The organism is Agromyces archimandritae, assembly GCF_018024495.1.
Classification (GTDB): Bacteria; Actinomycetota; Actinomycetes; order Actinomycetales; family Microbacteriaceae; genus Agromyces; species Agromyces archimandritae.
In genome coordinates, this window is the sequence record NZ_CP071696.1 from 1 (window position 1) to 25,386 (window position 25,386).

The 25,386-nt window shown below is 70.8% G+C and carries 24 protein-coding genes and 4 pseudogenes; 12 read left to right on the forward strand and 16 right to left on the reverse strand.

Features of this window, described 5'->3' with window-relative positions:
• Window positions 1-114: 114 nt before the first annotated feature.
• Window positions 115-1,433: pseudogene (locus G127AT_RS16345) on the forward strand (ISL3 family transposase).
• Window positions 1,434-1,478: 45 nt separating this feature from the next.
• Here the strand turns inward: G127AT_RS16345 and G127AT_RS00015 are convergent.
• From G127AT_RS00015 to G127AT_RS00030, 4 genes and pseudogenes are all read right to left on the reverse strand, one after another.
• Window positions 1,479-1,994, reverse strand: a pseudogene (locus G127AT_RS00015) (ISL3 family transposase); the annotation flags it as partial.
• A gap of 25 nt (window positions 1,995-2,019) precedes the next feature.
• Window positions 2,020-3,339, reverse strand: a complete 1,320-nt coding sequence (locus G127AT_RS00020; protein WP_425305851.1) for an ISL3 family transposase — start codon at window positions 3,337-3,339, stop codon at window positions 2,020-2,022.
• 28 nt (window positions 3,340-3,367) lie between these two features.
• Window positions 3,368-4,165: a transposase gene (locus G127AT_RS00025; protein WP_210898573.1), complete on the reverse strand. Its 798-nt coding sequence runs from the start codon at window positions 4,163-4,165 to the stop codon at window positions 3,368-3,370.
• 246 nt (window positions 4,166-4,411) lie between these two features.
• Window positions 4,412-5,269: pseudogene (locus G127AT_RS00030) on the reverse strand (transposase); the annotation flags it as partial.
• A 453-nt stretch (window positions 5,270-5,722) separates the two neighbouring features.
• On the opposite strand from G127AT_RS00030, the gene G127AT_RS00035 reads away from it, so the two are divergent.
• The 4 genes and pseudogenes from G127AT_RS00035 (at window position 5,723) to istB (ending at window position 9,282) form a co-directional block, all read left to right on the forward strand.
• A protein-coding gene (locus G127AT_RS00035; protein WP_425305853.1) for an IS3 family transposase occupies window positions 5,723-6,900 on the forward strand; the annotation gives its coding sequence in 2 pieces (ribosomal slippage) (window positions 5,723-5,981 and window positions 5,981-6,900; 1,179 coding nt in all).
• A 259-nt stretch (window positions 6,901-7,159) separates the two neighbouring features.
• Complete coding sequence (locus tag G127AT_RS15935) at window positions 7,160-7,837, forward strand: hypothetical protein (RefSeq protein WP_244857633.1); 678 nt, start codon at window positions 7,160-7,162, stop codon at window positions 7,835-7,837.
• Window positions 7,773-8,468 carry a Mu transposase domain-containing protein gene (locus G127AT_RS15940; RefSeq protein WP_244857634.1) on the forward strand — a complete coding sequence of 232 codons (696 nt, stop codon included), beginning with the start codon at window positions 7,773-7,775 and terminating at the stop codon, window positions 8,466-8,468. The genes G127AT_RS15935 and G127AT_RS15940 overlap by 65 nt, the downstream gene beginning before the upstream one ends.
• A pseudogene (istB, locus tag G127AT_RS00045) lies at window positions 8,465-9,282 on the forward strand (IS21-like element helper ATPase IstB). The gene G127AT_RS15940 and the pseudogene istB overlap by 4 nt, the downstream one beginning before the upstream one ends.
• Before the next feature lie 116 nt (window positions 9,283-9,398).
• On the opposite strand, the gene G127AT_RS00050 reads toward istB, so the two are convergent.
• Window positions 9,399-10,172 carry a helix-turn-helix transcriptional regulator gene (locus tag G127AT_RS00050; protein WP_210898575.1) on the reverse strand — a complete coding sequence of 258 codons (774 nt, stop codon included), beginning with the start codon at window positions 10,170-10,172 and terminating at the stop codon, window positions 9,399-9,401.
• 49 nt (window positions 10,173-10,221) lie between these two features.
• Between G127AT_RS00050 and G127AT_RS00055 the strand changes: the two genes are divergently transcribed.
• Window positions 10,222-10,554 carry a VOC family protein gene (locus G127AT_RS00055; RefSeq protein WP_210898577.1) on the forward strand — a complete coding sequence of 111 codons (333 nt, stop codon included), beginning with the start codon at window positions 10,222-10,224 and terminating at the stop codon, window positions 10,552-10,554.
• Window positions 10,555-10,560: 6 nt separating this feature from the next.
• Here the strand turns inward: G127AT_RS00055 and G127AT_RS00060 are convergent, their stop codons facing one another.
• Window positions 10,561-11,025 (reverse strand): SRPBCC domain-containing protein, encoded by a 465-nt coding sequence (locus tag G127AT_RS00060; protein ID WP_210898579.1) that lies wholly within the window; start codon window positions 11,023-11,025, stop codon window positions 10,561-10,563.
• Between the two features lie 45 nt (window positions 11,026-11,070).
• Between G127AT_RS00060 and G127AT_RS00065 the strand changes: the two genes are divergently transcribed.
• Complete coding sequence (locus tag G127AT_RS00065) at window positions 11,071-11,451, forward strand: PadR family transcriptional regulator (protein ID WP_425305871.1); 381 nt, start codon at window positions 11,071-11,073, stop codon at window positions 11,449-11,451.
• Window positions 11,448-12,182: a hypothetical protein gene (locus tag G127AT_RS00070; RefSeq protein WP_210898581.1), complete on the forward strand. Its 735-nt coding sequence runs from the start codon at window positions 11,448-11,450 to the stop codon at window positions 12,180-12,182. Before G127AT_RS00065 ends, G127AT_RS00070 begins: the two co-directional genes overlap by 4 nt.
• Before the next feature lie 10 nt (window positions 12,183-12,192).
• Here G127AT_RS00070 and G127AT_RS00075 read toward each other — a convergent pair whose 3' ends face one another.
• The 4 genes from G127AT_RS00075 to G127AT_RS00090 form a co-directional block, all read right to left on the reverse strand.
• Window positions 12,193-12,774, reverse strand: a complete 582-nt coding sequence (locus G127AT_RS00075) for a DUF488 domain-containing protein (RefSeq protein ID WP_210898583.1) — start codon at window positions 12,772-12,774, stop codon at window positions 12,193-12,195.
• On the reverse strand, window positions 12,771-12,995 hold the full coding sequence (locus G127AT_RS00080) for a hypervirulence associated TUDOR domain-containing protein (RefSeq protein WP_210898585.1): 225 nt from the start codon (window positions 12,993-12,995) through the stop codon (window positions 12,771-12,773). The genes G127AT_RS00075 and G127AT_RS00080 overlap by 4 nt, the downstream gene beginning before the upstream one ends.
• 49 nt (window positions 12,996-13,044) lie before the next feature.
• Complete coding sequence (locus G127AT_RS00085) at window positions 13,045-13,959, reverse strand: NAD-dependent epimerase/dehydratase family protein (RefSeq protein WP_210898587.1); 915 nt, start codon at window positions 13,957-13,959, stop codon at window positions 13,045-13,047.
• A 124-nt stretch (window positions 13,960-14,083) separates the two neighbouring features.
• Window positions 14,084-14,878 carry a metal-dependent hydrolase gene (locus G127AT_RS00090; RefSeq protein ID WP_210898589.1) on the reverse strand — a complete coding sequence of 265 codons (795 nt, stop codon included), beginning with the start codon at window positions 14,876-14,878 and terminating at the stop codon, window positions 14,084-14,086.
• A gap of 167 nt (window positions 14,879-15,045) precedes the next feature.
• On the opposite strand from G127AT_RS00090, the gene G127AT_RS00095 reads away from it, so the two are divergent.
• Both G127AT_RS00095 and G127AT_RS00100 read left to right on the forward strand, forming a co-directional pair.
• Complete coding sequence (locus G127AT_RS00095) at window positions 15,046-16,020, forward strand: D-2-hydroxyacid dehydrogenase family protein (protein ID WP_210898591.1); 975 nt, start codon at window positions 15,046-15,048, stop codon at window positions 16,018-16,020.
• Window positions 16,021-16,158: 138 nt separating this feature from the next.
• The gene (locus G127AT_RS00100) at window positions 16,159-16,653 is read left to right on the forward strand and encodes a hypothetical protein (protein ID WP_210898593.1); all 495 of its coding nucleotides are present in this window, start codon (window positions 16,159-16,161) and stop codon (window positions 16,651-16,653) included.
• A 135-nt stretch (window positions 16,654-16,788) separates the two neighbouring features.
• Here G127AT_RS00100 and G127AT_RS00105 read toward each other — a convergent pair whose 3' ends face one another.
• From G127AT_RS00105 to G127AT_RS00125, 5 genes are all read right to left on the reverse strand, one after another.
• Window positions 16,789-18,186 carry a dihydrolipoamide acetyltransferase family protein gene (locus tag G127AT_RS00105; protein WP_210898595.1) on the reverse strand — a complete coding sequence of 466 codons (1,398 nt, stop codon included), beginning with the start codon at window positions 18,184-18,186 and terminating at the stop codon, window positions 16,789-16,791.
• Window positions 18,183-19,247 (reverse strand): alpha-ketoacid dehydrogenase subunit beta, encoded by a 1,065-nt coding sequence (locus G127AT_RS00110; RefSeq protein ID WP_210898597.1) that lies wholly within the window; start codon window positions 19,245-19,247, stop codon window positions 18,183-18,185. The genes G127AT_RS00105 and G127AT_RS00110 overlap by 4 nt, the downstream gene beginning before the upstream one ends.
• Window positions 19,244-20,365, reverse strand: coding sequence for a pyruvate dehydrogenase (acetyl-transferring) E1 component subunit alpha (gene pdhA, locus G127AT_RS00115; protein ID WP_210898599.1), 1,122 nt, complete (start codon window positions 20,363-20,365; stop codon window positions 19,244-19,246). Before pdhA ends, G127AT_RS00110 begins: the two co-directional genes overlap by 4 nt.
• Window positions 20,366-20,473: 108 nt before the next feature.
• A complete protein-coding gene (locus G127AT_RS00120; protein WP_210898601.1) occupies window positions 20,474-20,971 on the reverse strand; it encodes an Lrp/AsnC family transcriptional regulator in 498 nt (165 codons plus the stop codon).
• Window positions 20,972-21,032: 61 nt separating this feature from the next.
• The gene (locus G127AT_RS00125) at window positions 21,033-22,178 is read right to left on the reverse strand and encodes an aggregation-promoting factor C-terminal-like domain-containing protein (RefSeq protein WP_210898603.1); all 1,146 of its coding nucleotides are present in this window, start codon (window positions 22,176-22,178) and stop codon (window positions 21,033-21,035) included.
• Between the two features lie 74 nt (window positions 22,179-22,252).
• Between G127AT_RS00125 and G127AT_RS00130 the strand changes: the two genes are divergently transcribed.
• Together G127AT_RS00130 and G127AT_RS00135 are read left to right on the forward strand one after the other, a co-directional pair.
• Entirely contained in the window at window positions 22,253-23,407 is a 1,155-nt protein-coding gene (locus G127AT_RS00130; protein ID WP_210898605.1) for a glycoside hydrolase family 3 N-terminal domain-containing protein, read from the forward strand.
• Window positions 23,408-23,517: 110 nt separating this feature from the next.
• A complete protein-coding gene (locus G127AT_RS00135; protein WP_210898607.1) occupies window positions 23,518-24,081 on the forward strand; it encodes a YceI family protein in 564 nt (187 codons plus the stop codon).
• Window positions 24,082-24,155: 74 nt separating this feature from the next.
• On the opposite strand, the gene G127AT_RS00140 is transcribed toward G127AT_RS00135, so the two are convergent.
• A complete protein-coding gene (locus G127AT_RS00140; protein ID WP_210898609.1) occupies window positions 24,156-25,232 on the reverse strand; it encodes a winged helix DNA-binding domain-containing protein in 1,077 nt (358 codons plus the stop codon).
• Window positions 25,233-25,386 lie beyond the last annotated feature (154 nt).

Genomic DNA, 25,386 nt, shown 5'->3' on the forward strand with positions numbered 1-25,386 from the left:
GGCTCTTCGGAGATCTGGTGGGGGTGAGGTGTCCGGGGCGTGACTGGCGTGTAGGGGTCGAGGTCCCCGAGGATCAGAAGCGCTAACCACCTGATTCCGACCGAGGACCTCGACGTGCTTCACCTTACTTCGGGGCGCGTTGACGCGCGTCCGGCTGCTGATCCCTGTGACCGTTGTGACCTGCTGCTGGGCCTGGACGGGGTCCACGTCGAGCATGTCGATCGCCGTGACGGCCTGCTGACGGTCACGGTCTCCAGCCCGCCGGGACCTGCCGGGTGCCCATCGTGCGGGGTGATCGCGACCGGTCGTGGCCGCCGACGCCGGGTGCTGCGGGACGTGCCTGGCGCTGACCGGGTGCGCCTGGTATGGCGGCAACGCGTCTTCCGCTGCGAGGACACCGACTGCGGCCGGAAGACGTTCATGGAACAGCTCCCGTCGTTGGTCGCCCCACGCGGATCGATCACGGCCCGTGCCGTGGTCTGGGCGATCGGGCAGTTGCGTCGCGAACACGCCACCGTCCAAGGCTTGGCTCGTCAGCTCGACACGTCGTGGAAGACGCTCTGGCGGGCCGTCGAACCCGAACTCGAGCAGCTTGCCGCCGACGAGTCCCGGTTCGACGGGGTCAGCACCCTCGGTGTCGATGAACACATCTGGCACCACGTCGATCCCGCATGCGCGGCCCGAAGGAGTTGACCGGGATGGTCGACCTGACCCGCGACGAGCACGGCAAGACGCACGCCAGGCTGCTGGACCTCGTGCCCGGCCGTTCCGGGCGCGTCTACAAGGCCTGGCTGGACCAACGCGGCGAGGACTTCCGTCGGAACGTGAAAGTGGCCGCCTTGGATCCCTTCGCCGGCTACAAGGCCGCCATCGACGACAAGCTCCACGACGCGATCGCCGTGCTGGACGCGTTCCACGTTGTGAAGCTCGCTACCGCCGCCGTCGACGAGGTCCGCCGCCGGGTCCAACAGGACACCCTCGGCCATCGCGGCCGGAAGGGCGACCCGCTCTACGGGATCCAGACCATCCTCCGCGCCGGGGCCGAGCACCTCACCGACAAGCAACGAGCACGTCTGGTCGCCGCGATCAACGCCGACCCCGCCCACGAGGAAGTCTTCATCGCCTGGCAGTGTGCACAGCAACTCCGCGCCGCCTACCACGCGAAGGATCTGGCCCAAGGACGACGGATCGCCGTCACCGTCGTCGACACGTTCCACACCTGCCCGATCCCCGAGATCGCCCGCTTGGGCCGCACCCTGAGACGGTGGCGCGACGCGTTCCTGGCCTACTTCACCACCGGCCGCTCATCCAACGGCGGCACCGAGGCCGTGAACGGCATCATCGAACTCCACCGCCGCCTCGCCAGAGGCTTCCGCAACCGCCACAACTACCGCCTCCGCATGCTCCTCGCCGCCGGCGGCCTCACCCCATGACCCCCACCGGATGTCCGAAGAGCCCCTTTGCGGGCTCTTCTGACTTTAGGTGGGGTCGAGTCCGCCAGCGATGAGGAGCATTCTGAGTCTGTAGTTGTCGTAGTTGCGGAACCCGCGCGCGATGCGGCGGGCGAGTTCGATGAGGCCGTTCACGGCTTCGGTGCCGCCGTTGGATGAGCGGTCCGTGGACCAGTAGGCCAGGAACGCGTCGCGCCACTGGGTCAGGGTGCGACCCAGGCGGGCGATCTCGGGGATCGGGCACGAGGGGAATGAGTCGAGGACCTGTTCGGCGATCTTTCGACCGGCGGTCAGGTCGGGGTCCCGGTAGGCGTCGCGGAGTTGCTGTGCGCACTGCCAGGCGACTTCGACCTCGACGTGCTCCTCCCGCTGCGTGAACGCGTCCGTGAGGCGTTGCTTCTGCCGGTCGGTGAGGTTCTCCCGTCCGGCGCGGAGGGTGTTGCGGATCCCGTAGAGCGGGTCGCCCCTGCGACCGCGGTGGCCGAGGGTGGCCTGCTGAACGCGACGACGGACCTCATCGACTGCGGCTGTGCCGAGCTTTATGGGCTCTTCGGACATCCGGTGGGGGTCATGGGGTGAGGCCGCCGGCGGCGAGGAGCATGCGGAGGCGGTAGTTGTGGCGGTTGCGGAAGCCTCTGGCGAGGCGGCGGTGGAGTTCGATGATGCCGTTCACGGCCTCGGTGCCGCCGTTGGATGAGCGGCCGGTGGTGAAGTAGGCCAGGAACGCGTCGCGCCACCGTCTCAGGGTGCGGCCCAAGCGGGCGATCTCGGGGATCGGGCAGGTGTGGAACGTGTCGACGACGGTGACGGCGATCCGTCGTCCTTGGGCCAGATCCTTCGCGTGGTAGGCGGCGCGGAGTTGCTGTGCACACTGCCAGGCGATGAAGACTTCCTCGTGGGCGGGGTCGGCGTTGATCGCGGCGACCAGACGTGCTCGTTGCTTGTCGGTGAGGTGCTCGGCCCCGGCGCGGAGGATGGTCTGGATCCCGTAGAGCGGGTCGCCCTTCCGGCCGCGATGGCCGAGGGTGTCCTGTTGGACCCGGCGGCGGACCTCGTCGACGGCGGCGGTAGCGAGCTTCACAACGTGGAACGCGTCCAGCACGGCGATCGCGTCGTGGAGCTTGTCGTCGATGGCGGCCTTGTAGCCGGCGAAGGGATCCAAGGCGGCCACTTTCACGTTCCGACGGAAGTCCTCGCCGCGTTGGTCCAGCCAGGCCTTGTAGACGCGCCCGGAACGGCCGGGCACGAGGTCCAGCAGCCTGGCGTGCGTCTTGCCGTGCTCGTCGCGGGTCAGGTCGACCATCCCGGTCAACTCCTTCGGGCCGCGCATGCGGGGATCGACGTGGTGCCAGATGTGTTCATCGACACCGAGGGTGCTGACCCCGTCGAACCGGGACTCGTCGGCGGCAAGCTGCTCGAGTTCGGGTTCGACGGCCCGCCAGAGCGTCTTCCACGACGTGTCGAGCTGACGAGCCAAGCCTTGGACGGTGGCGTGTTCGCGACGCAACTGCCCGATCGCCCAGACCACGGCACGGGCCGTGATCGATCCGCGTGGGGCGACCAACGACGGGAGCTGTTCCATGAACGTCTTCCGGCCGCAGTCGGTGTCCTCGCAGCGGAAGACGCGTTGCCGCCATACCAGGCGCACCCGGTCAGCGCCAGGCACGTCCCGCAGCACCCGGCGTCGGCGGCCACGACCGGTCGCGATCACCCCGCACGATGGGCACCCGGCAGGTCCCGGCGGGCTGGAGACCGTGACCGTCAGCAGGCCGTCACGGCGATCGACATGCTCGACGTGGACCCCGTCCAGGCCCAGCAGCAGGTCACAACGGTCACAGGGATCAGCAGCCGGACGCGCGTCAACGCGCCCCGAAGTAAGGTGAAGCACGTCGAGGTCCTCGGTCGGAATCAGGTGGTTAGCGCTTCTGATCCTCGGGGACCTCGACCCCTACACGCCAGTCACGCCCCGGACACCTCACCCCCACCAGATCTCCGAAGAGCCGCTTTATGACGTGGAACGCGTCGAGCACCGCTGTCGCGTCGTCGAGTTCGTCATCGAGGGCCTTCTTGTATCCGGCGAACGGGGCCAACGTCGCGATCTGCACCTGGTCACGGAACTGCTCGCCGCGCTCGTGCAACCAGTCGGCATAGGCTCTCGCGGACCGGCCGGGCACGAGGTCGAGCAGCCTGGCACGCACACGCCCGGACGCGTCGCGGGTCAGGTCGACCATCCCGGTCAGCTCCTTCGGCCCGCGTCCGCCGTCTTCGACGGGCTTGGTGGAAACGTGGTGCCACAGGTGCTCGTCGACGCCCAGGGTGGTGACCCCGGCGAAGCGGGACTCGTCCGCCGCCAGGCGCTCCAGCACCGGTTTGAGGTGCCGCCACACCGTCTTCCACGACACCCCGAGCTGCCGAGCGATGCCCTGCACCGACGCGTTCTCACGACGCATCTGAGCGACCGCCCACGAGATGGCTCGGACCGTGAGCTGCGCACGCGGGGCGGCCACGGCGGTGTCCTGCTCGGTGAACGACTTCTGCGCGCACGCGTCATCGACGCACCGGAACCGGCGCTTGCGCCACCGGACACGCACCGGGGCGGCGCCCATCGGCGCATCGATCAACGAGATCTGCTTACGGCCCCGGGACTCGGCTACCCGCCCGCACCGCGGGCACCCGGCAGGCCCCGGAGGTGACTCGAGGTCGATGACGAGCACGCCGTCAGCGTGGCGGCAGGCGCCTGTCACGCGCAGCCCGCCAAGGCCGACGAGCACGTCACAACGGTCGCAGTAGCTGGCAGAGGATGGGCGCGCGCAAGCGCACCCCGTAACATCGGGCACGGGTCGAGGACTCCTGGGGAAGGGTTGCTTGGTCGCTACCGATCCTCGGGGCCTCGACCCACCTCACACCACCACGCCATCGCCCGGCGTGTCACCCCGACCCCCACCCAAAGTCAGAAGAGCCCCTTTGCGGCCCCGATGCCCGAGGGTGTCCTGCTGAACACGACGGCGGACCTCGTCGACGGCGGCGGTGCCGAGCTTGACAACATGGAACGCGTCCAGCACCGCGACGGCGTCGTCGAGCGTGTCCTCGATCGCGGTCTTGTATCCGGCGAACGGATCCAGCGCGGCGATCTTCACCTGCTTCCGGAATGCGTCGCCGCGTTCACCGAGCCAGCCCGCGTACGCCTTCCCGGACCGGCCGGGTACCAGATCCAGGAGCCTGGCCCGTGTGTTTCCGCTGCTGTCGCGGGTGAGGTCGACCATCCCGGTCAGCTCCTTCGGTCCCCGCCGGCGCGGGTCGACGTGATGCCAGACATGCTCATCGATACCGAGGATCGTGACGCCCTCGAACCGGGACTCGTCCTCGGCGAGCTTGATCAGTTCGGGTTCGACGGCCCGCCACACCGTCTTCCACGATGTCCCGAGCTGACGGGCGAGCCCCGCGATGGTCGCGTGCTCGCGTCGCAGCTGCCCGATCGCCCAAGCGATGGCGCGGGTCGTGATCGACCCGCGCGGCGCGACCAGGCCCGGGAGTTGCTCGACGAACGTCTTCCTGGCGCAGTCGGCATCGCCGCAGCGGAACACGCGTTGCCGCCACACGATCCGAACCCGTGTGATGCCGGGCACGTCATGCAGCACCCGGCGGCGACGCCCACGACCGATGGCGACGACCCCGCATCCCGGGCATCCGGTCGGTGCCGGCGGGCTCGAGACCGTCACGACCAGCAGCCCGTCGCGGCGATCGACGTGCTCGACATGCACGCCGTTGAGACCGACCAGCAGGTCGCAGCGCGGGCACGGACAGGCGGCAGGGAGCACGGCAGAGCGCGCCGAAGTAGGGTGAAGCACGTCGAGGTCCTCGTGGTCGATCGGAGAGTTAGCGCTTCTGATCCTCGGGGACCTCGACCCCTACCCGCCAACCATCACCCGGCGACCCTCACCCCACAGATGTCCGAAGAGCCCGTTTCGGCGTGCCCGTCCTATCGAGTACCTCGCTGACCGTGACACGATGAATACCGTGCTTCGTCGCGATCGCTCTCATCGTCTGCCCGGCCTGGTACTCGGCCACAATGGCCCGCTCCGTTTCAGTAGGCAAGTGCTTCCCTTTGCGCGCCGATCGCGGGGGCCGCAACGCGCGTAGGGGCGCTACACCCCTGATCTGACCTCGGGCTTCTGCCATCAGTCCATCGATTTGACGGGTTGTCTCGTTTCGATTGCAGTGGGGTGTGACACTTTCTGTTGACGGTTGTTACCAGGAAGTAGTTTCACGAGATGTCGTCGAGTCGTAGGAAGTTCACGGATGAGTTCAAGGCCGACGCGGTCCAGCTCGTCGTGCAGGGCAAGCGTGCGGTGGCGCAGGTCGCCAGGGAGTTGGGTATCAACGAGTCCTCGCTGGGGTACTGGGTCAAGGCATACCGGCAGCAGCATCCTGATCCGCAGACCGCGCCGATGCCGGTCGATGCAGCACGGATCGCTCGTCTGGAGGCTGAGAATCGCCGGTTGATCGAGGAGAACGCGTTCTTGAAAAAAGCCGCGGCCTTCTTCGCCCGGGAACAGCGGTGAGCGTGAAGTTCACGCTGATCCACGCGGAGAAGGCCAACCACACGGTCGAGTTCATGGCCTCGATGCTCGGCGTTACTCGCGCCGGCTACTACGCGTGGGCGCGGCGGCAGGGCACGGCCTCGCCGGCGGCGACGCGACGAGCGGCCCTGTCAGAACTGATCATGCAGATCCATCACGACTCGGCCCAGACCAGCGGGTTCCGGCGAGTAGTGGCCGAACTGGGCCGCCGCGGCATCCACGCGTCGGAAGGCCTGGTCCGGAAACTCATGCGTGAGGCGGGACTATTCGGCGTTCAGCCGCGTACGAGGAAGCGAACCACGATCCCCGCCGCTGACGCCGCCGAACGCCCCGATCTGCTCTGCCGCGACTTCACCGCCGATCACCCCGGGACCCGGTTGGTGGGCGATATCACCTACCTGCGTACCGGGCAGGGATGGCTGTACCTGGCCACCGTCATCGACTTGTTCAACCGTGAGGTCGTGGGTTGGTCGATGGCCGATCACATGCGCACCGAACTCGTCGCCGACGCCCTTCGCATGGCCCACGCGCACGGGCGTGTCGAGCACGGGGCGATCTTCCACAGCGACCGCGGCAGCGTCTACACCTCGCAGGCTTACGCCGACATCGCCGACAGTCTCGGAGTGCGCCTATCGGTCGGACGCACCGGGGTTTGCTGGGACAACGCCGTGGCCGAATCGTTCTTCAGCATGCTGAAGAACGAGATGTACCACCGGTACCACTTCACGACCCGAGCGCAGGCACGGTTCCACGTCATGCAGTACATCGAAGTGTTCTACAACCGTCGCAGATTGCACTCGAGCCTCGGATACCGCACCCCGGCCGAAGTCCGAGCCCAGCACGACCCTCAGACCGCGATCGCGGCCTGAACACCAAACAGACCGTCCACCGAACTTGACACAGCCCACAGTAAGTATTTAGGAGCCCCACCGAATAGTCGAACGGGAACACGCGACACGAAGGTGTCACGGTGACGGCGCTCACTGAAATTCCTCGGTTCTGCTCATCGATATTCCCCACCCTGGGTCGCTCCGTCGCATGAGGCGGGCCTTCCTCGATGCTGGAGGTCTCTGACCACGCACCAGCCCGAGGAAGGCCCTGTTTCTCATGCTCTCAGAGAGGAGCAGCGTGGACATCCACGCTCTGAAACGGCAGGGGTTCACGATCAGCGAGATCGCCCGCCGCACCCACCACGACCGCAAGACGATCCGCGCATACCTGGCCGGTGAACGCAAACCTGGGGTCCGTAAACGCGCGGCGCCAGACGGGTTCGACGTGTTCGTCGACTATGTCACCGCACGGCTGGTAGAGGATCCGCATCTGTGGGCGGTGACACTGCTGGACGAGCTGCGTCCACTCGGCTACGACGGGTCGTATCCGACGCTGACCCGGCAGATCCGCGACCGTGGGCTGCGGCCGGCATGCGTCGCGTGCGCGCATGTCACGAAACGCGCGAACGCCGTGATCGAGCACCCGCCCGGGGAGGAGACTCAGTTCGACTGGGTCGAGATGCCCGACCCGCCCGCCCATTGGGGATTCGGTCGCAAGACCGCATACGTCCTCGTCGGCTCTCTCGCGCACTCCGGTGTTTGGCGGGCGGTGATCTCGCCGTCGATGGACACCCCGCACCTGCTCGCCGCGATGACAGCACTGCTCGGCCTGTTGGGCGGGCTGACCCGGAGTCTGGCGCTTCGATCGGATGCGCACCGTCCTGGACCCGGGGACCGGGGATCTCACGGCGATGTTCGCGGGGTTCGCGAAGCACCATGGCGTCACCGCGGTGGTCTGCCGACCACGGTCAGGTAACCGCAAGGGCGTCGTCGAGAAGAACAACCACACCGCCGCGCAACGCTGGTGGCGCACACTGCCCGACGACCTCACCCTCGAGCAGGCGCAGGCCAGCCTGAACGCCTTCGCGGTCGGTCAGGATGCCCGGCGCCGTGAGGGCGAGCAGGGGTCGAGCACCGCGGTGGCCATGTTCGCGAACGAGCGACTCAGACCGCTGCCCACAGCAGCGTTCCCGGTGATCGTGACCGAGGAGCGCACCGCGACACGGCAGGCGCTGATCGACTGGCGCGGGAACCGCTACTCCGTCCCACCCGAACTCGCCGCCGCGAAGGTGACCGTCTCCCAGCGCCTCGGCGCCGACATCATCGACATTGCCACCCTCTCGGGCGCGGTCATCGCCCGTCACCGGGTCGCTGAGCCCGGACTCGGAGTCACCGTCCGCGACACCGGGCACGTCACCGCGCTCGAGGCCGTCGCTCTGGCCTCGGCGCCACCGGGCCGCCCGCACCGACGCAAGGAACGCATCCCACCCGGCACGGCAGCACTCCGCGCTGCAGCCCTCCTCACCGGGCCTGCCGCGCCCGTCTCGACCGTGATCGATCTGGCCGCTTACGAGCAGGCCGCGAAGAACAGGAACACCCTCCGATGACCACCACCACACCCGCCCCGACCAAGACGGACGCGTCCGTCTATCAGCAGCTGCGCGGCCACCTCGCCGAACTGAAACTCGCCGACGCCGCTGACGCGCTCCCCACGGTCCTCGACCAGGCCGCCGCGGAGGGCTGGTCGCTCACCCATGCGCTCGAACGGCTCCTGCAGATCGAGGTCACCGCGACCGAAGCCCGCCGCCTCACCGGCCGGTTCCGCTTCGCGAACCTGCCCACCGGCGCCACCCTCGACGACTTCGACCACGACCACGCCTCCGGCATCGACAAGTCCCTACTCGCCGAGCTCGGCACCTGCCGATTCATCGATACCGCCACGAACGTGTTGTTGATCGGCCCGCCCGGAGTCGGGAAGACGCACATCGCGACCGGCCTCGGGCACGCCGCCGTCACCGCCGGCTACCGCGTCTACTTCACCTCCGCCGCAGACCTCGCCGCCCGCTGCCACCGCGCCGCGATCGAGGGAAATGGTCCACGATGATGCGGTTCTTCGCCGGACCCACGCTCCTCATCATCGACGAGCTCGGCTACTTGCCAGTGCCCGCAGAAGCCGCGTCCGCCCTGTTCCAAGTCATCAACCAGCGCTACCTGAAGACCTCGATCGTGATCACCACGAACCGGCCCGTCGGCGCCTGGGGCGAGGTCCTCGGCGACACCACCGTGGCCGCAGCCATGCTCGACCGACTCCTACACCGATCCGTCGTCGTCACACTCGACGGGCCCTCCTACCGGCTCCGCCACCACGCCACCGCAGCCGACGAACTCCGCCGCGCCACGACCGGCACAAACCTGCACTAACCTGACCTCGCGACCTGGGGAACTTCGGTGAGCAACTCTGGGGAAAACCGGCGAGCGCAATCAACGGGTTCCCGTTCTTCGTTTCCGGACGTGCCGGACGCCTCGCGATGCGCCGCTCACACGGGGGAGCGGCGTGCGATCGCCGCAAGACGCGCCGCGGTATGCTGCAGCAGCCTCCGGAGTTCGGCGGGTTCGTCGACGTGCACCGCGCACGGCAGTGCGGCGATCACCGGCGGGATCCACTCGAGGCGCTCGGCCTGGATCTCGACGCGATGCCAGCCGGCCTCGTCCCCGTCGAGCGCGGAGATCACGGCGACGCTCGCCGGGAACCCCGCACGGATCGTCGCCTCGTCGGCCTGTGCGCGGAGCGTGATGCGCCATCGCCGTTCGGCGCGTGCGAACCCGTCGACCAGTTCGGCGACCGCCCGGGCGGCATCGCTCCGATCGGCCGGCGGGAGCTCTCCGGGTATTCGTCGTGCCTCCTGGATCCGATCCACCCGGAAGGTCCGGCCGGCCGCGGCGTCGACATCGTGCGCGACCAGATACCAGCGCCCGGCGTACGAGACGAGGTCCTCCGGCTCGACCGATCTCGCCGGACCCGTGCCGCGAGTCCCGCGGTATCGGAGGGCGAGCGGGTATCGCCTCGCGACCGCATCGGCGACGGTGAGCAGGATGTCGGCGTCCGGCACCGTCCGGTCGTCGACGGTGTCGATCGCTGCGGTGTCGAGCAGCGCGCCCAGTCGTCGCGCGGTTTCCTCCGGCAGCACCCGTCGTGTTTTCGACGTCGCCGTGAGCATCGCGGCGTGCGAGACACCCGGCGCTGCGCGGGCGTTGAGGAGTCCGAGGACCACGGCGAGGGCTTCCTCGCTCGAGAGCATGAGCGGCGGCATGCGGATCCCCGAGGCGAGGCGGTACCCGCCGTAGCGGCCGCGGAGCGACTTGACGGGCCTGACCGCCGTCCGCGTCCACCCGCTGTTCGCCGAGCTGCGCACGCCGGGGGACACCCTGGCGATCGCGAGCACGAAGACCGTCCCGATGCTCGGAGACGGGGCGGCCGAGTCCGTGTCGAACCGTTCGGTCGCCCTCGACTTCCTGGTCGACGACGTCGATACGAGCTACGAACAGCTCGCCGGCTCCATCGAGAGCTTCGTGAACGAACCGACCGACATGCCTTGGGGCAACCGGTCGCTGCTGTTCTGCGACCCCGACGGCAATCTAGTCCGCTTCTTCACGCCGACGTCCGCGGAAGCCGCGGCGCGCTTCGAGAGCTGAGCGCGATCACCGGCGATCGAGGTAGGCCGCCAGATTCGCCAGCGACGAGGTGAGGCCGGCCGCGTGGTCGCGGGCGAGGACCCCGTCCGGCACGCCGCGCGCCTCGATCTGCACTTCGGCTCCGCCGTCGGCGGGATCGACCGTCCACGTCATCCGCATCGTGCCCTGGAACGCCGGGTCCTCGGCGTCGAAGACGATCTCCTGCTCGACGAGACGGCCCGGGACGATCCGCACGATGCGGACATCCGAGGCATCGGAATCGTCGGTCGTCTTGCCCGGTGCGCCGGCGGCGTCCTCGTAGCTCAGGATCAGCCGGTACGAGCCGCCCTCGCGCAGATCGACGTGCTCGAAGCGGCCGTGCATCCCGGCCGGCGGCAGCCAGGCGAGCAGTGCTTCGGGAGTCGTGAGCGCCTCGAAGAGGAGCTCGGGGTCGGCATGGATGAGAAGCGATGCGCGGTCCGTTCTGGCCATGGCTCAACCTTGACATGTTCGACTATGTAGGGACACAATCTAGTCGTGCACGAGAATAGTGATCCCGCCGCGGCCGCTCCCGAGGGGGAATGGCCGAAAGACTGGATGCGCGCGGCTCTCGGCATCCTCGTCCTTCGCGCCCTCGAGGCCGGGCCGTCGTACGGCTATGCGATCATCTCCGACCTCGCCGCCCACGGGCTCGGCACGGTCAAGGGCGGCACCCTGTACCCGCTCCTCACCCGGTACGAACGCGCCGGGTACGTCACCGCCGAATGGCGTGCGGGCGACGGCGGCCCAGGGCGCAAATACTTCTCGCTCACCGAGAGCGGGCGCGAGGCGCTCGAGCGCCTGCGTGGATCCTGGCGGCTGTTCGCGTCGAACGCCGACGACTATTTGACCGGAACGGCCGGGAAGGACCTCGGATGAACACGACCACCATGACCGACGAGCTTTGGATCGAGCTCTTCACCGTCGAACTCCGCATGCGCCGGGTGCCCGGTCCCGTGATCGGCGACGCGCTCGCGAGCGTGACGGAGCTGCTCGCCGACAGCGGCCAGAGCGCCGAAGAGGCTTTCGGCGCCCCGCGGGAGTACGCGGACTCGCTCGACCTTCCCGCAGAGGGAGGCCGCCGGCAGGCCGTGCGCACCGTCGTGCAGCCGGTGATCGGCCTGATCGCGTTCATCACCTTCGCGCTGGCGAGCACCGCCATGATCGAGGGCGAGCCGATCATGCTCTCCGCGCTGCAGGCTGCGGTGCTTGCGATCCCGGTCGTCCTGACCCTGATGTTCATCTGGCCCCTCTACATCCGCTCCATGGCACGACTGCGCTGGATGCCCGCGGTCGTGGTGGCGATCGCGGCGGTCTCCGGCGCGGTGTCGGCGCTGTTGGCGCCCGCCTCAGACGCGGATGCCTGGCTCGTGTTCTCCGCGGTGCCGGTCGTCGTGGTCACGGCCGCCGTGCTCGTGCTGATCGCCGTGATCGGCACCGTGCAGAACGTGCGGAGCCGGCACAGCGATGCGATCGTCGACCCGATTCGCGGCGCCGCTCCGGCGAACCCGCGCCGGCTGCTGTTCCTCATCGCGACCGCGTGGATCTTCCCGATCTTCGCCGCCCTCATGTTCGGGATGATCTGGCTCCTCGACGCGTTCGCCGGCTGAGCGCGGGGCCTCAGGCCCCCACTTCGGGGTCCGCGTCGGCCGGGTAGGTGATGCGGTCGCCGTCGACGCGGGCGAAGGGGGTGAGGTCGGCCGTCGTCGTGCGGATGGGGGAGATGATGTGGCGGACACGCACGCCGCGCACGAGCAGCGCGTCGGTGATGAGGCGCCGGTGGCAACGCCACGGGACGGCCTCGCTGCACATGATCGCCGGCGTACCCTCGGCGGCGATCGCGAGCAGCTCCCGGAGTCCGTGCCGGAACGCATCGCCGGCCATGTAGTCGGCGTAGTCGCGGAAGGCCTTGACCCGCCATCCGTCGTTCGGTGAGGGGGTCCCCGCAGGCGTGTGGCGACGCCCGCCGAGCTCGCGGATCCAGTGGTAGCGGACGTCGGACGGCAGTGAGGTCTCGATCTCGGAGCGGTTCCACTGCGGGTGCTTCCGCGAGCTCGGGAACGACCGCACGTCGACGAGATCCGTGACGTCGTGCGCACGGAGCATGGCGACGACCTCCTCGAGGGAACGGGTCGAGTGGCCGATCGTGTAGACGACCCGGGCGCCGCCGGTCGGCGTGCCCCGGTTTTCGGAGCCCGTCATCCGCCGAGGAGGTGCAGGGCGGTGCCCTTGTGCAGGGCGATATGGGTGGTCGTGTCGCTCCGGATCTCGTACTGCGGATGCTCCGGCGTACAGTGATGCGTGTAGCCGTGGAAGTCGACGTCGCTCGTGTGCACGGCGATGATCGTGCCGGCGACGTGGCCGGCCTCGGAGTTCCAGCCGACGTGATCGCCGACCCGGAACGCTGGTTCGCGGTTCGTCATGATGGCCCCGCTTCCACGCTATCGCGCGGTCCGCGGCGGGAGCCGCCGATCACCAGGCTTCGGCGCCCTCGAAGTTCGTCTCGCGGGGCCGGTAGCCGAGTCGTTCGCGCGCCGCGGTGAGGTCGAAGGTGCGCTCGTAGCCGAGGCGGCTCACGGCGTGCCGGGTGACGGGCGGGCGGCGCCCGGAGATGCGAGCGGCCCGTTCGAGGGCGTGCGCCCCGCGCATCGCGGCGGCCGTCGGCACCCCGGAGATCCGCACCTTCGTGCCGCGCCGTTCGAGCAGTTCGGCGACGGCGTGCGAAAGGCGAACGGGTTCGGCGTCGGTCACGTTGAAGACCCCGCGGGGCCCGTGCGCGTGGATGCCGAGGCGCACGGCATCCACGAGGTTGTCGATATGGGTCAGGGAGTGCTGCACCGCCCCGGCATCCGGCAGCACCAGGCGGCCGGCGCGCACCGCGTCGACGAGGCTCGGCAGGAACAGCGGATCGCCCGGACCGTAGACGGCGTGCGGGCGGAGCACCGCGGCGTCCCGCCCGCCGAGTTCGGCCTCGGCGAGCGCCATGGTCGCCGCATACGCGCTCAGGTATCGGCGGGGCGGCCGGGCGTCCTCGCGTTCGTCGACGTTCGGCCCGAAGGCGTCGTAGACGCTCGACGTCGACACCTGGACGATGCGTGCGCCCGGGAAGGTGCGGATGACCGCGCGCGTGCCGTCGCGGTTGACCCGCAGGGCGTCTTCGTAGCGCGCCCAGTCGTCGCTCAGGGCCGCGCAGTGCACCACGGCATCCACCCGCTCGGGGTCTCGCAGGGGGCCCCGCCCGATGTTCCACACCCGGTACGTGCCGCGCGGATGCGACCACCCGCCGACCCGGCGACCGTAGCCGGTCACGCGGTGTCCGTCGTCGGCGAGAGCGGTGGCGACGGCTCCTCCGATGAACCCGCTCGCACCCGTGACGGCGACCCTCATCCCGGCTCCTTCCCGGCGCCTCGGGCGGCGCGCAGTGTGGATGCGCCCCGTTCGGGGCGACCCGATCGAGCCTACGGTGTGCGGGCGACCGCATCGCACCCGGGATGCGGCCGGCGGCGCCGATTCAGAACCCGGCGAGCAGCTGCGCGGGGTCGTAGCCGAACCCGCGCAGCACCTCGTAGCCGATGCCGATCGTGCAGTAGACGGCGAGGGCGGTGCCGAGGAGCTTCTCGCGCGCCGACCCGGCATCGCCCAGGAGCGGGAGGGCGAAATAGCCGTTCGGCAGCCAGATCGCGCTCACGATCGGCAGGCGCCGCCAGAACCGCGGCGGCTTCGGCACCCAGGGCCACAGGGCGCCGGGCAGCCCCGCCGAGGTCAGGAAGTCGCCGGCGAGGTGGGTGACGTAGCCGAGGACGATCGCCAGCGGGAACCAGTCGAAGGACTCCGGGGCGAAGAAGACGACGAGCACCCCGGCGACGAGCCCGACGAGCCACGCGAGCGGCCACGACGGCACGAGTTCGCGTGCCTTGACGGCGAACGCGACGAGGGCGACGGTCGCGATCGCCGGCCCCGGGGCGAGCTCGCCGACCCACTCGGTGGCGACGGTGAACTGCCCGAGCACGTATGCGGCGACCGCGACCACGATGACGGCCAGCAGCGAATGCGCACCCTGCCGGTGGCCTCCGGTGACCTCGCCGATGAAGCCGGTGAGCATACGGCCGAGCACGGGCACCGACTGCGAGATCGTCGCACTGTGGTGATCGGCGTCGGGCAGGAGTGCGGCGCCGGCGCAGACGGCGGCACCGACGAGCACGCCCGTGGCCTCGAGGGGGAACATGCCGGTGGCGGCATACGGCATGGCGGTGGTCGCGGCGATCCAGACGGCTGCGCCGCTCGTCGCGTGGTTGACGCCCATCATCGGCGGTGGAGGCTCCTCGGTTCGGGTTCGGGATGCCGCGCGCCGGTGAGGAGTGCGGGCGGCGTGACGACGATACCGGCATCCACCGACGCGGGCGGGCGGCGCCAGCGGCCTGCGAGGCGCTGCCGCCCGAAGCCGCTTCGCGGCCGCGCGCCTAGGATGCAGGCATGCGCATCGCGATCCTCGACGACTACCAGAACGCCGCACGCGGATTCGCCGACTGGGACCGGCTCGAACGCGACCACGGCGCCGAGATCACCGTGTTCGACGAATACCTGGGGGCCGGCGACGACGAGGTGGTCGCCGCGCTCGACGGCTTCGACGCCGTCGTCGCGATGCGCGAGCGTACCCCGTTCACCGCAGCCCGGCTCGCACGCCTGCCGAAGCTCGGCCTCATCGTCTCGACCGGGCGACGGAACGCATCCATCGACCTCGCCGCGGCGCACGAGCACGGCGTCGTCGTGAGCCACACGGGCTACCTGCCGTCGCCGGCCGCCGAGCACACCTGGGCGCTCATCCTCGCGGCCGTCCGCCGCCTCGACGTCGAGCTCGGCTCGGCGGGGCGCGGCTGGACGGCGGATGCCGGCTGGCAGCGCACCGTCGGCCGCGGCCTCGAGGGCCGCACCCTCGGCGTGCTCGGCCTCGGCAACCTCGGCGCGCGCGTCGCCCGCGTCGGCCTCGCCTTCGGCATGGACGTCATCGCCTGGAGCGAGCACCTCACCGCAGAGCGCGCATCCGAGCACGGCGTGCGCCGCGTCGAGAAGGAGGAACTGTTCGCCGCCGCCGACATCCTCACCGTCCACCTCGTGCTCTCACGCCGCACCCGCGGCCTCGTCGGCGAACGGGAGTTCGCGCTCATGAAACCCGACGCGATCTTCGTGAACACCTCGCGGGGGCCGATCGCCGACGAGCACGCCCTCATCGCCGCGCTCGAGGAGGACCGCATCGGCATGGCCGCACTCGACGTGTTCGACACCGAACCGCTTCCGGCCGGCCACCCCCTGCGGCTGGCGCCGCGCACCGTGCTGACCCCCCACATCGGCTATGTCACGCGCGAGCAGTACGAGGTCTTCTACCGAGACGCCGTCGAGGGCATCGCGGCGTGGGCGGCGGGCCGGCCGATCCGGGTCATGGAAGGCTGAGGCCGTGTGCGGATGCCGGACGGCATCCGCGAGGGCGGGATCTCGACACCCCGCGCGGCGTCTTGACCCCCCGAGCGGGGGCAGCGTTGAATGAGACCACGTGCGCGAGCCGAGCAACGGAAGCGAGTGATCGAGCCAATGACAGACGCAGGATACCGAGCGACGCCGAACGAAGACGCCGACCCCATCGACCGCGCGGTCGAGCCGCTCGGCGACGAGGACGCCGCCAGCATCGCCGCTCCCGACCGGAACCGGCACACCACCGACTTCCGGTTCATGATCGTCGTGCTCGCCGCGATCCTCGCGCTCTTCCTCGCCTTCGGGCTGCTCATCGCCTTCAGCCCGACCGGGGCGGCGATCAGTGCCCTCGCCGTGATCGCGGCCCCGATCGCGACGGTCGTCGTCGCCTACTACGGGCTCACCCTCGCGGTGCGGCAGGTGCGCGAGGCGCGCACGGCCGCCGCGACCGCCGAGGCGCGTGCGCGTGCGGCCGAGACCGCCGTGCGGGAGTCGGACAACTGGGCCGCGCAGATGGAATCCGGCCTGCGGGTCGCCGTTGCGCGTCTGCGCGGGGCGAACATCGACACAACCGACGTGGAACGCGCCGCGGGCACCCCGGGCGACTTCTTCTGATCGACGAAACGACTGCGGGGTGGATGCGGTCTCGATACGGCCGCAAGCGGCCTCCTCGACCGCCGGGGTGCCGCCGGTCGAGGAGCGAGCGCCAGCGAGCGTATCGAGACGGCATCCACCCCCGCAGTCGTCGCCTCAGAGTTCGGCGAGCAGCCGCATCGGGCGTTCGATGCACCCGGCGACGAAGGTGAGGAACGCCGCCGCCTCGGCGCCGTCGCAGACCCGGTGGTCGAAGGAGAGGGTGAGCTCGGTGACCGTGCGCGCTTCGATGCGGCCGTCGACGACCCAGGGCCGCTCGATGAACCGGCCGACGCCGAGCATGGCGACCTCGGGATGGTTGATGATCGCCGCCGACCCGTCGACGCCGAGCGTGCCGTAGTTGTTCAGCGTGAAGGTGCCGCCGGCCAGCGCATCGGGCGGGAAGGCGCCCTCGCCGGCCTGATGGGTGCGGTCGGCGATCGCATCGCGCAGGCCCCGGAGGTCGAGGCCGCCGGCGCCGTGCACGACGGGGACCATGAGGCCGCGCGGGGTCTGGGCGGCGAGGCCGAGGTGCACCTCGTCGTGGAGGACGAGTTCGGAGCGTTCGGCGTCGAAGCTCGCGTTCAGCGCGGGGTGGCGGGCCAGGCCGGCGATCGCGAAACGCGCGAGCAGCGCGGTGAAGCCGAAGCGCTCGCCCGTCGCCTCCTGCAGTTCGCGGCGGGCGGCGACGAGGCCGCTCGCATCGACGTCGACCCAAACCGTCGCCTCGGGGATCTCGCGGCGGGAACGGGTGAACTGCGCGGCGGCGGCACGGGCGGCCGGGCCGAGCGGCTGCCGGCGGACACCGCCGGATGCGACGGCCGGCGCGGCGGGGGCGGCGGCCGGAGCCTCGGCGCCGACGTGCGAGCCGCGACCCGAGCGGATGTACGCCTCGACGTCCCGGCGCACGACGAGCCGGTCGGGGCCGCTGCCGATGAGCCGGCTCGCATCGAAGCCGTTCTCGCGTGCGAGACGGCGGACGATCGGGGAGACGACGGGTGAGCGGCGCGCGGGGTCGAGGCTCGGGGCGGCCTCGCCGGTGGATGCCGGTGCGGCAGCCGATGCGGCGGGCCCCGAAGCGGCAGGCTCCGATGCGGACGCCGTCGTCGCGGTGCGGCCGAACCGCGAACCGGCCCCCGCGGCGCGCTTCGTCGCCCGTGAGGCGCGCGTGCCGTAGCCGATCAGCACCGCGCCCGACTCTTCGCCGGGCTGCGACTCCGTGGACGCACGGCCGGCATCCGCTCCTGCGGCGTCGTCGGGGGCGGCGGGCGCGGCATCCGCACCCGAGAGCGTCAGCAGCACCGCACCGGCGTGCAGCACCTCGCCGACCTCGCCGCCGAGGGAGACGACCGTGCCGGCATGCGGCGTCGGCAGCTGCACGACCGACTTCGCGGATTCGAGCTCGACGACGGGCTGGTCGACGGCGACCTCGTCGCCGGGGGCGACGAGCCAGGCGACGATCTCGGCCTCGGTGAGGCCCTCGCCGAGATCGGGGAGGATGAATTCGTGCGTCATGCCAGCTCCCATTCCCAGCTCGCGAGCGCCTCGAGCACCCGGTCGGGCGTCGGCAGATGGTGTTCCTCGAGCTTCGGCGACGGGTAGGGGATGTCGAAGCCGGTGATGCGGAGCACCGGTGCGGCCAGATGGAAGAAGTTCCGTTCGGTGATGCGGGCGGCGACCTCGGCGCCGTAGCCGCCGAACTTCGCGGCCTCGTGGATGACGGCGGCCCGGCCGGTCTTCCGCACCGAGGCGTCGAGCGTCGCATCGTCGAAGGGCGAGAGGCTGCGCAGGTCGATCACCTCGACCGAGAGGCCCTCGTCGACGGCGGCGTCTGCGGCCTCGAGCGCGGTGCGCACGGTCGGGCCGTAGCCGATCAGGGTGACGTCGGTGCCCTCGCGGACCACGACGGCGCGGTCGGCGGGCGCCGTGCGCACCGGCAGGACGAGTTCGTCCTTCGCCCAGTAGCGGCTCTTGGGCTCCATGAAGATCACCGGGTCGTCGCCGGCGATCGCCTCGCGGAGCATCGAGTAGGCGTCGGCGGGGTTCGAGGGCATCATGACCGTCAGGCCCGGCGTCGACGCCCAATACGACTCGGAGGAATCGGAGTGGTGCTCGACGCCGCCGATCGCGCCGGCGCAGGGGATGCGGATGACCATCGGCAGGCTGAGGCGCCCCTTCGTGCGGTTCCGCATCTTGGCGACGTGCGAGACGATCTGCTCGAAGGCCGGATAGCTGAAGGCGTCGAACTGCATCTCGACGACCGGGCGCAGCCCGTACACGGCCATGCCGATCGCCGTGCCGACGATGCCGGATTCGGCCAGCGGCGCGTCCCAGGCGCGGTCGGCGCCGAACGCGGCCTGCAGCCCGTCGGTGACGCGGAACACGCCGCCGAGCGGGCCGATGTCCTCGCCGAAGACGACGACCGTGTCGTCGTCGGCCATCGCATCGTGCAGAGCCCGGTTCAGGGCGCCGGCCATCGTGACGGGGGCGGCGGATGCCGTGGCGCCGGCGGATGCGGCGGGCGCGGCATCCACTGCGGCCTCGGTCTTCGTCTCGGTCTCGTGAGCGGTGGTCATCGCTCGCCTCCTTCGCTGCGGGCGGCGAGCTCGGCCGCCAGGGCGTCGCGCTGCTCGCGGAGCGCCGGCCGTTCGGCGGCGTAGACGTGGTCGAAGAGTTCGAGCGGGTCGAGCTCGGCCTCCTCGTTCATGGCCTCGCGGGTGGCGGCGGCGAGGGCCTCGGCGGCAGCGGCGATCTCCTCGCGGATCGACTCGGTGAGCACCCCCTCCGAGACGAGGTACTTCTCGAGCCGTTCGATCGGGTCGCGCCGGCGCCAGTGCTCGACTTCGCGCTGGTCGCGGTAGCGGCTCGGGTCGTCGGAGTTCGTGTGGGCCTCGATGCGGTAGGTGAAGCCTTCGATGAGGGTCGGCCCGCCGCCGGTGCGTGCGCGCTCCACGGCGGCCTTGGTGACGGCGTACATCGCGGCGACGTCGTTGCCGTCGACGAAGTAGCCGGGCATGCCGTAGCCGACGGCCTTGTCGGCGAGGGTCGCCGCGTTCGTCTGCCGTTCGAGTGGCACGCTGATCGCGTACTGGTTGTTCAGCACGACGAACACGGTCGGCGTCTGCCAGACGGCGCCGAAGTTGAACGCCTCGTGCGCGTCCCCCTCGCTCGTGGCGCCGTCGCCGAGGAAGGTGAGGGCGACGATCGGCTCGCCGCGGAGGCGTGCGGCGTGCGCGAGGCCGACGGCGTGCAGCGTCTGGGTCGCCAGCGGCGTCGCCTGGGCCGCGGTGCGGTGCTCGCGCTGGTCGTAGCCGTTGTGCCATTCGCCGCGGAAGGAGGCGAGGATGTCGGCCGGGCGGATGCCGCGGGTCAGCAGTGCGACGCTGTCGCGGTACGTCGGGAAGAACCAGTCCTCGGGGCGGATCGCGCTGACCGCGCCGATCTCGCAGGCCTCCTCGCCGAGCGCGGAGGGGTAGGTCGCCAGGCGTCCCTGGCGGGTCAGGGCCGTGACCTGCACGTCGAATCGCCGGGCGACGACCATGCGGCGGTACAGCTCGAGGAGGGTGTCGGCATCCGGCAGCTCGAAGCCGCCGGTGACCTCGCCCTCGAGGGCGTGACCGGCGTTGTCGAGAAGGCGGAGCGGTTTCTCGGAGGGGAGCGCGCGTAGCGTTCCCGGCTCGACGTTGAGGCTCATAGGGCCATGCTGGAGCACCGCCGGCCGCCGCGTGGGGCGCTTTCGGCAATCGTGAACGAACGGCCCCGGGCCGCCGGAAGGCGTGCCGTGCGTCCGCCGCGGAGCGCCTCAGTGACGCCAGATGTCCAGGGCCTGCGCGGGCGGGCGGCCGGGGATCTCGGCCAGGATCAGGTGCGAGCGCGTCGAGACGACCCCGGGCATCTCGTGGATGTCGCGGAGGATCGCCTGGCTCAGCTGCTCGTGGTCGGGGGCGCTGACGGTGAGGATGATGTCGATATCGCCCGAGACGGCCTGCACCTTCTCGACGAACGGCAGGGTGGCGAGCTTGGCGGCGATGGCCTCCCACGACACCTCGGCGATGCGCACGACGACGAGTGCCGAGATGTTCAGCCCGATCGCCTTGCGGTCGATCTGCGCACCGAAGCCGGTGATCACCCCGCGCCGCACGAGCGCTTGCACCCGGTTGTGCGCGGCGGTGCGCGACACGTGCACGCGCTCGGCGAGCGTGCGCACGCTGAGCCGCCCGTCGCGGCTCAGTTCGGCGACGATCTTGCGGTCGATGCTGTCGAGCGCCTCGTGCGGATGTGCTGGCGAATCGTGCGTCATGGCCGTCCTCGGTGGTCATCTCCAGCGTACTGGAGCACGGCCCGCGAGCGGGGGAGCCGGTTCAGTACCAGTTGACGGCTTCGGAATGCGCCCACGCTCCGCACGGCGCCCCGTAGCGGCCGGAGATGTACGCGAGGCCCCAGTCGATCTGGGTCTCGGGGTTGGTGAGCCAGTCGGGCCCGGCCGAGGCCATCTTGCCGGCCGGCAGGGATTGCGGGATGCCGTAGGCGCCGCTCTCCGGGTTCAGGGCGTCGGCCCGCCAGCTCGATTCGCGATTCCACAGCAGCACCAGACACGTGTACTCGTTCTCTCCCCATCCGTAGCTCCCGATCGCCGCCGCCGCGTAGGCACGCGCCCCGTCGGGGTCGACGAGCACCCCGGCCGGTGCGGATGCCCAGGTCTCCGGCTCCCGGCCCGCCGCTGCGGGCGCGGCGCGCTCGCGTTCGGCGGCGGCTTCGGCCGCGGCGACGCCGGCCCGGTAGCGGCGTTCCAGATCGACGCTGCGGTCGCGAAGCGAGGCGAGCTGTGCGACGAGCGTGTCGGCCTGCTCTCCCGTGCGTGCCGCGTCGGCTTCGGCGGCGGCGCGCTCGCGCTCGGCGTCGGCGGCACGGGCCTCGGCCTCTCCGGCCAGGCGTTCGCGTTCGGCGGCGGCGATATCGGCCTGCGCGCGCAGCGAGTCGGCCTCGGCCGCCTGCGCCCGGGCGCGTTCGCTCATCCCGCTGAGGCGTTCGGCGATCCGGGATGCCGAGGTGAGCCCGTCCAGCAGCTCGGCGGCATCCTCGCCGGCCCCGGTGCCGAGCAGGAGCCGCATCGAAGGGTCGACGCTGCCCGAGCGGGCGAGTCGGGCGACGACGCGCGAGAGCCGTTCGCGGTCTTCGCGTGCGGCGGCGGCCGCGGCATCCGCCCGGGTGCCGAGCGCCGACGCCCGGGCGGCGGCTTCGTCATGCGCCCGCCTGGTCTCCTCGGCCGCCCCGGCCGCGGCGACGGCGCGTTCGCCGAGTTCGGCCGCGCGATCCGTCAGCTCCGAGAGCAGCGATTCGATCCGCACGACCTCGGCGGCGCGGGCATCGGCGTCCTGCTTCGCGGCCTCGACCTCGTCCCAGCTCGGGGCGTCTTCGTCGGCGGAGGCCGCGGGGGTCGGCACCGCGAGCAGGGCGGTCAGCAGCAGGCCGGCCGCGAGCGCGACGACGCGTCCTCGCACGAGCATCCCCCCTTCATACGCGCCGCGAGTCTAGCCGTGCGGCGCCCCGGCCGTTCGGGGGACACGCGTAGGCTGGAGCGATGCGACGGTCCTCCGCTTCGGTCCTCATCGCCGCTGCGACCCTGATGCTGCTGGCCGCGTGCGCCCCGTCGGGCGGTGCCCCGGCGGCCGCGCCGACTCCGACCGAAACGCCGACGCCGACGCTCGATCCCATCGCTGCGGAGGTCGAGGAGCGCCTGTCTGACATGTCGATCGAGCAGCGCGCCGCGCAACTCTTCATGCTGCACGCCCCGGGCACCGATCCGGCGCCGCTGGCCGCGCTGGCCGATCTCGGCATCGGCGGACTCATCCTCATGGGCGACAACGTGCCGGCGACCCCGGCCGAGCTCGCCGCGCTCGTCGACGCCGTCGACGGCGACCCCGATTTCCCGCTGCTCATCGGCATCGACGAGGAGGGCGGCGATGTGCAACGGCTTCCGTGGGACGATGCGGCCGCGGCCCCGACACTGCGGGATGCGCCGCCGGAGGCGACGGAGGAGGCCTTCGCCCGCAGGGCCTCCCTGCTGGCCGAGGCCGGCGTCTCGGTGAACTTCGGCATCATCGCCGATGTCACGGCCGACCCGGACTCCTTCATCTTCGACCGGGTGCTCGGCACCGATCCCCGGGCTGCGGCCGAGCGGGCGGCGGCGGCCGTCGAGGGAGAGCACGGCGTCGTCGCATCGACGCTCAAGCACTTCCCGGGCCACGGTGCCGCGCCGGGCGACTCGCACACGAGCATCCCCGCCGCCGATCTGAGCCTCGAGGAATGGCGTGCGGGGCCCGCGCTGCCGTTCGCGGCCGGTATCGACGCCGGTGCGGAACTCGTCATGACGGGGCATCTCGCCTACCCGGCGGTGGACGAGGAGCCGGCGACGTTGTCGCGGGCGTGGCACGAGATGCTCCGCGACGAGCTCGGGTTCGACGGCGTCGTCGTCACCGACGACATGACCATGCTGCAGAACAGCGGCCTGCCCGAGTATCAGGATCCCGTCGAGAATGCGGTTCGCGCCGTCGTCGCCGGCGGGGACCTGCTGCTGTACGTGCTGCCGGCCGACCCTGCCGACGTCGGCATCGACCCGGCGGCGCTCATCTCCGGTCTCGTCACGGCGGTCGAGGAGGGCCGGATCCCGCCCGAGCGGCTCGAGGACGCGGCTCGGCACGTGCTGACCCTGCGCCTGGCCCTGGCAGATCGTTGAGCGGCTTCGTCACATATCTTCATGCAGGGGAATAGACCTCACCGGTGGATGCGTTTGAATCGTCATGGGCATGACCGGCCCATCCGTTCGACCATCAGGAGACAACACCCATGACGACGACCTCTTCGAGCATCGAGATCCCCGGCTACCGCGTCGGCACCTGGAACATCGACCCCACCCACAGCGAGGTCGGCTTCAGCATCCGCCACCTCATGATCAGCAAGGTCAAGGGCAAGTTCGAGCGCTTCACCGCGACGTTCACCACCGCCGAGGACCCGCTCGACTCGAGCGTCACGGCATCCGCCGAGGTCGCCTCGGTCGACACGAACGAGCCGAACCGCGACGCGCACCTGCGCACCGGCGACTTCTTCGAGGCCGAGACCTACCCGACGATCGACTTCGTCTCCACCGGCGTGCGCGTCGAGGACGGCGACTTCAAGGTCGACGGCGACCTCACGATCCGCGGCATCACCAAGCCCGTCACCTTCGACTTCGAGTTCGGCGGTTTCGGCGGCGACCCGTACGGCAACTACAAGGCCGGCGCCACCGCCAAGACCCGGATCAACCGCGAGGACTTCGGGCTGAGCTACAACGCGGCCCTCGAGACCGGCGGCGTGCTCCTCGGCGACACCGTCACGATCACGATCGAACTGCAGGCCGCGCTCCAGCAGTAAGCATTCGATGCGCCCGGAGGCGGGGCGGAACCACCGAACCGGTTCCGCCCCGCCTCCGCCGTTCCATCCGGCGACTATGCGGCCGGGCGCACCTCGCCGAGCTGGGTGCCGGCGAAGGCCGCCCACCGGGCCAGCGACGGGGCGAAGCGCTCGGGCATGGCCGCCCCATCGCCGTCGAACGCACGCACCTCGACATCGGTGCCGGCCTTGCCGCGCGGCACGCGTCGCCAGGTGCCGACGACCCGTCCGCCGTGCACGAGGATCGGCAGGAACATGCCGTTCCGCCCCGGCACGATGAGATCCATCGCCCCGGCCGGCGCGACCCGATCCCGCGCCGAATAGCCCAGGTAGTACTCGTCGAAGCCGGCGAGCGCATACGACCCGCCCGGGCGGGCGGAGGCCTCGGGACCGTCGGCGGGGGAGAGCAGCCCCGCCTCCTCGACGAGGGCCGCGCCGGCGATCTCGCGAGCGCGCCGTGCGTCGTGCTTCGTGAGACCGGCCCACCAGGCGAAGTCCTCGACGGATGCCGGTGCGTGGCCGCGCACGTAACTCGTGAGGGCGAGGGCGAGCGCCTCGTCGTGCGAACGAGGCGGCGCCTTCGGCATCCACTCCTCGGTGAGCACGTAGCGCTGCCGGTTGCCGCTGACCGGGCCGAGGCAGATCAGCCCCGTGACGGCGAAGCCGTACAGCAGGTGCGAGCCGCGCTCGCGTTCCGCTTCGAGGCCGGCCGCCCGCCACGCCTCCCGGATCTCCTCGCGCGAACGCGAGCCGCCGGCCAGCTCGTGCTCGAGCACCGCGCGCGCCCGGTGCTCCAACCCGTCGTCGATGCCGAGGGCTCGGCGCCGGCCGGCCATCTGCCGCAGCACCCGTTCGCCGGTGAGCGAGACGAGGGGGTGGAAGAGCGCCGGATCGACCGCGTGCAGGGTGCCGCGCATCGGCCACCCGCGGACGATCAGGCGCGCCTCGAGGGCCCGGTCGATGTCTGCGGCACGGGCGCCCCGCGGCATCCGCGCCCCGATCGCCCAGCGCAACGCCCCGAAATCCTGCCCCTGCACAGCGCCGAGACGCCCGACGACGTCGGCCGCGCCGCCGACCGGCCGGCTCAAGCCGTGCGAGGCGAGACGTGCGGACCTGAGCGCGGTGGTCGTCATACCGTCATCCTCCCGGATACCGCCGACACGGGGCCCGCCCGGCGCGGCCCGCCCGACACGACCCCGCGCGGCGAGCATGCACGAAGCGGGCGTTAGAGTGGAAAGCTGTGCCGTTCGGCGCCGACCCCCGACTTCCGACCTGCGAAGGATGATG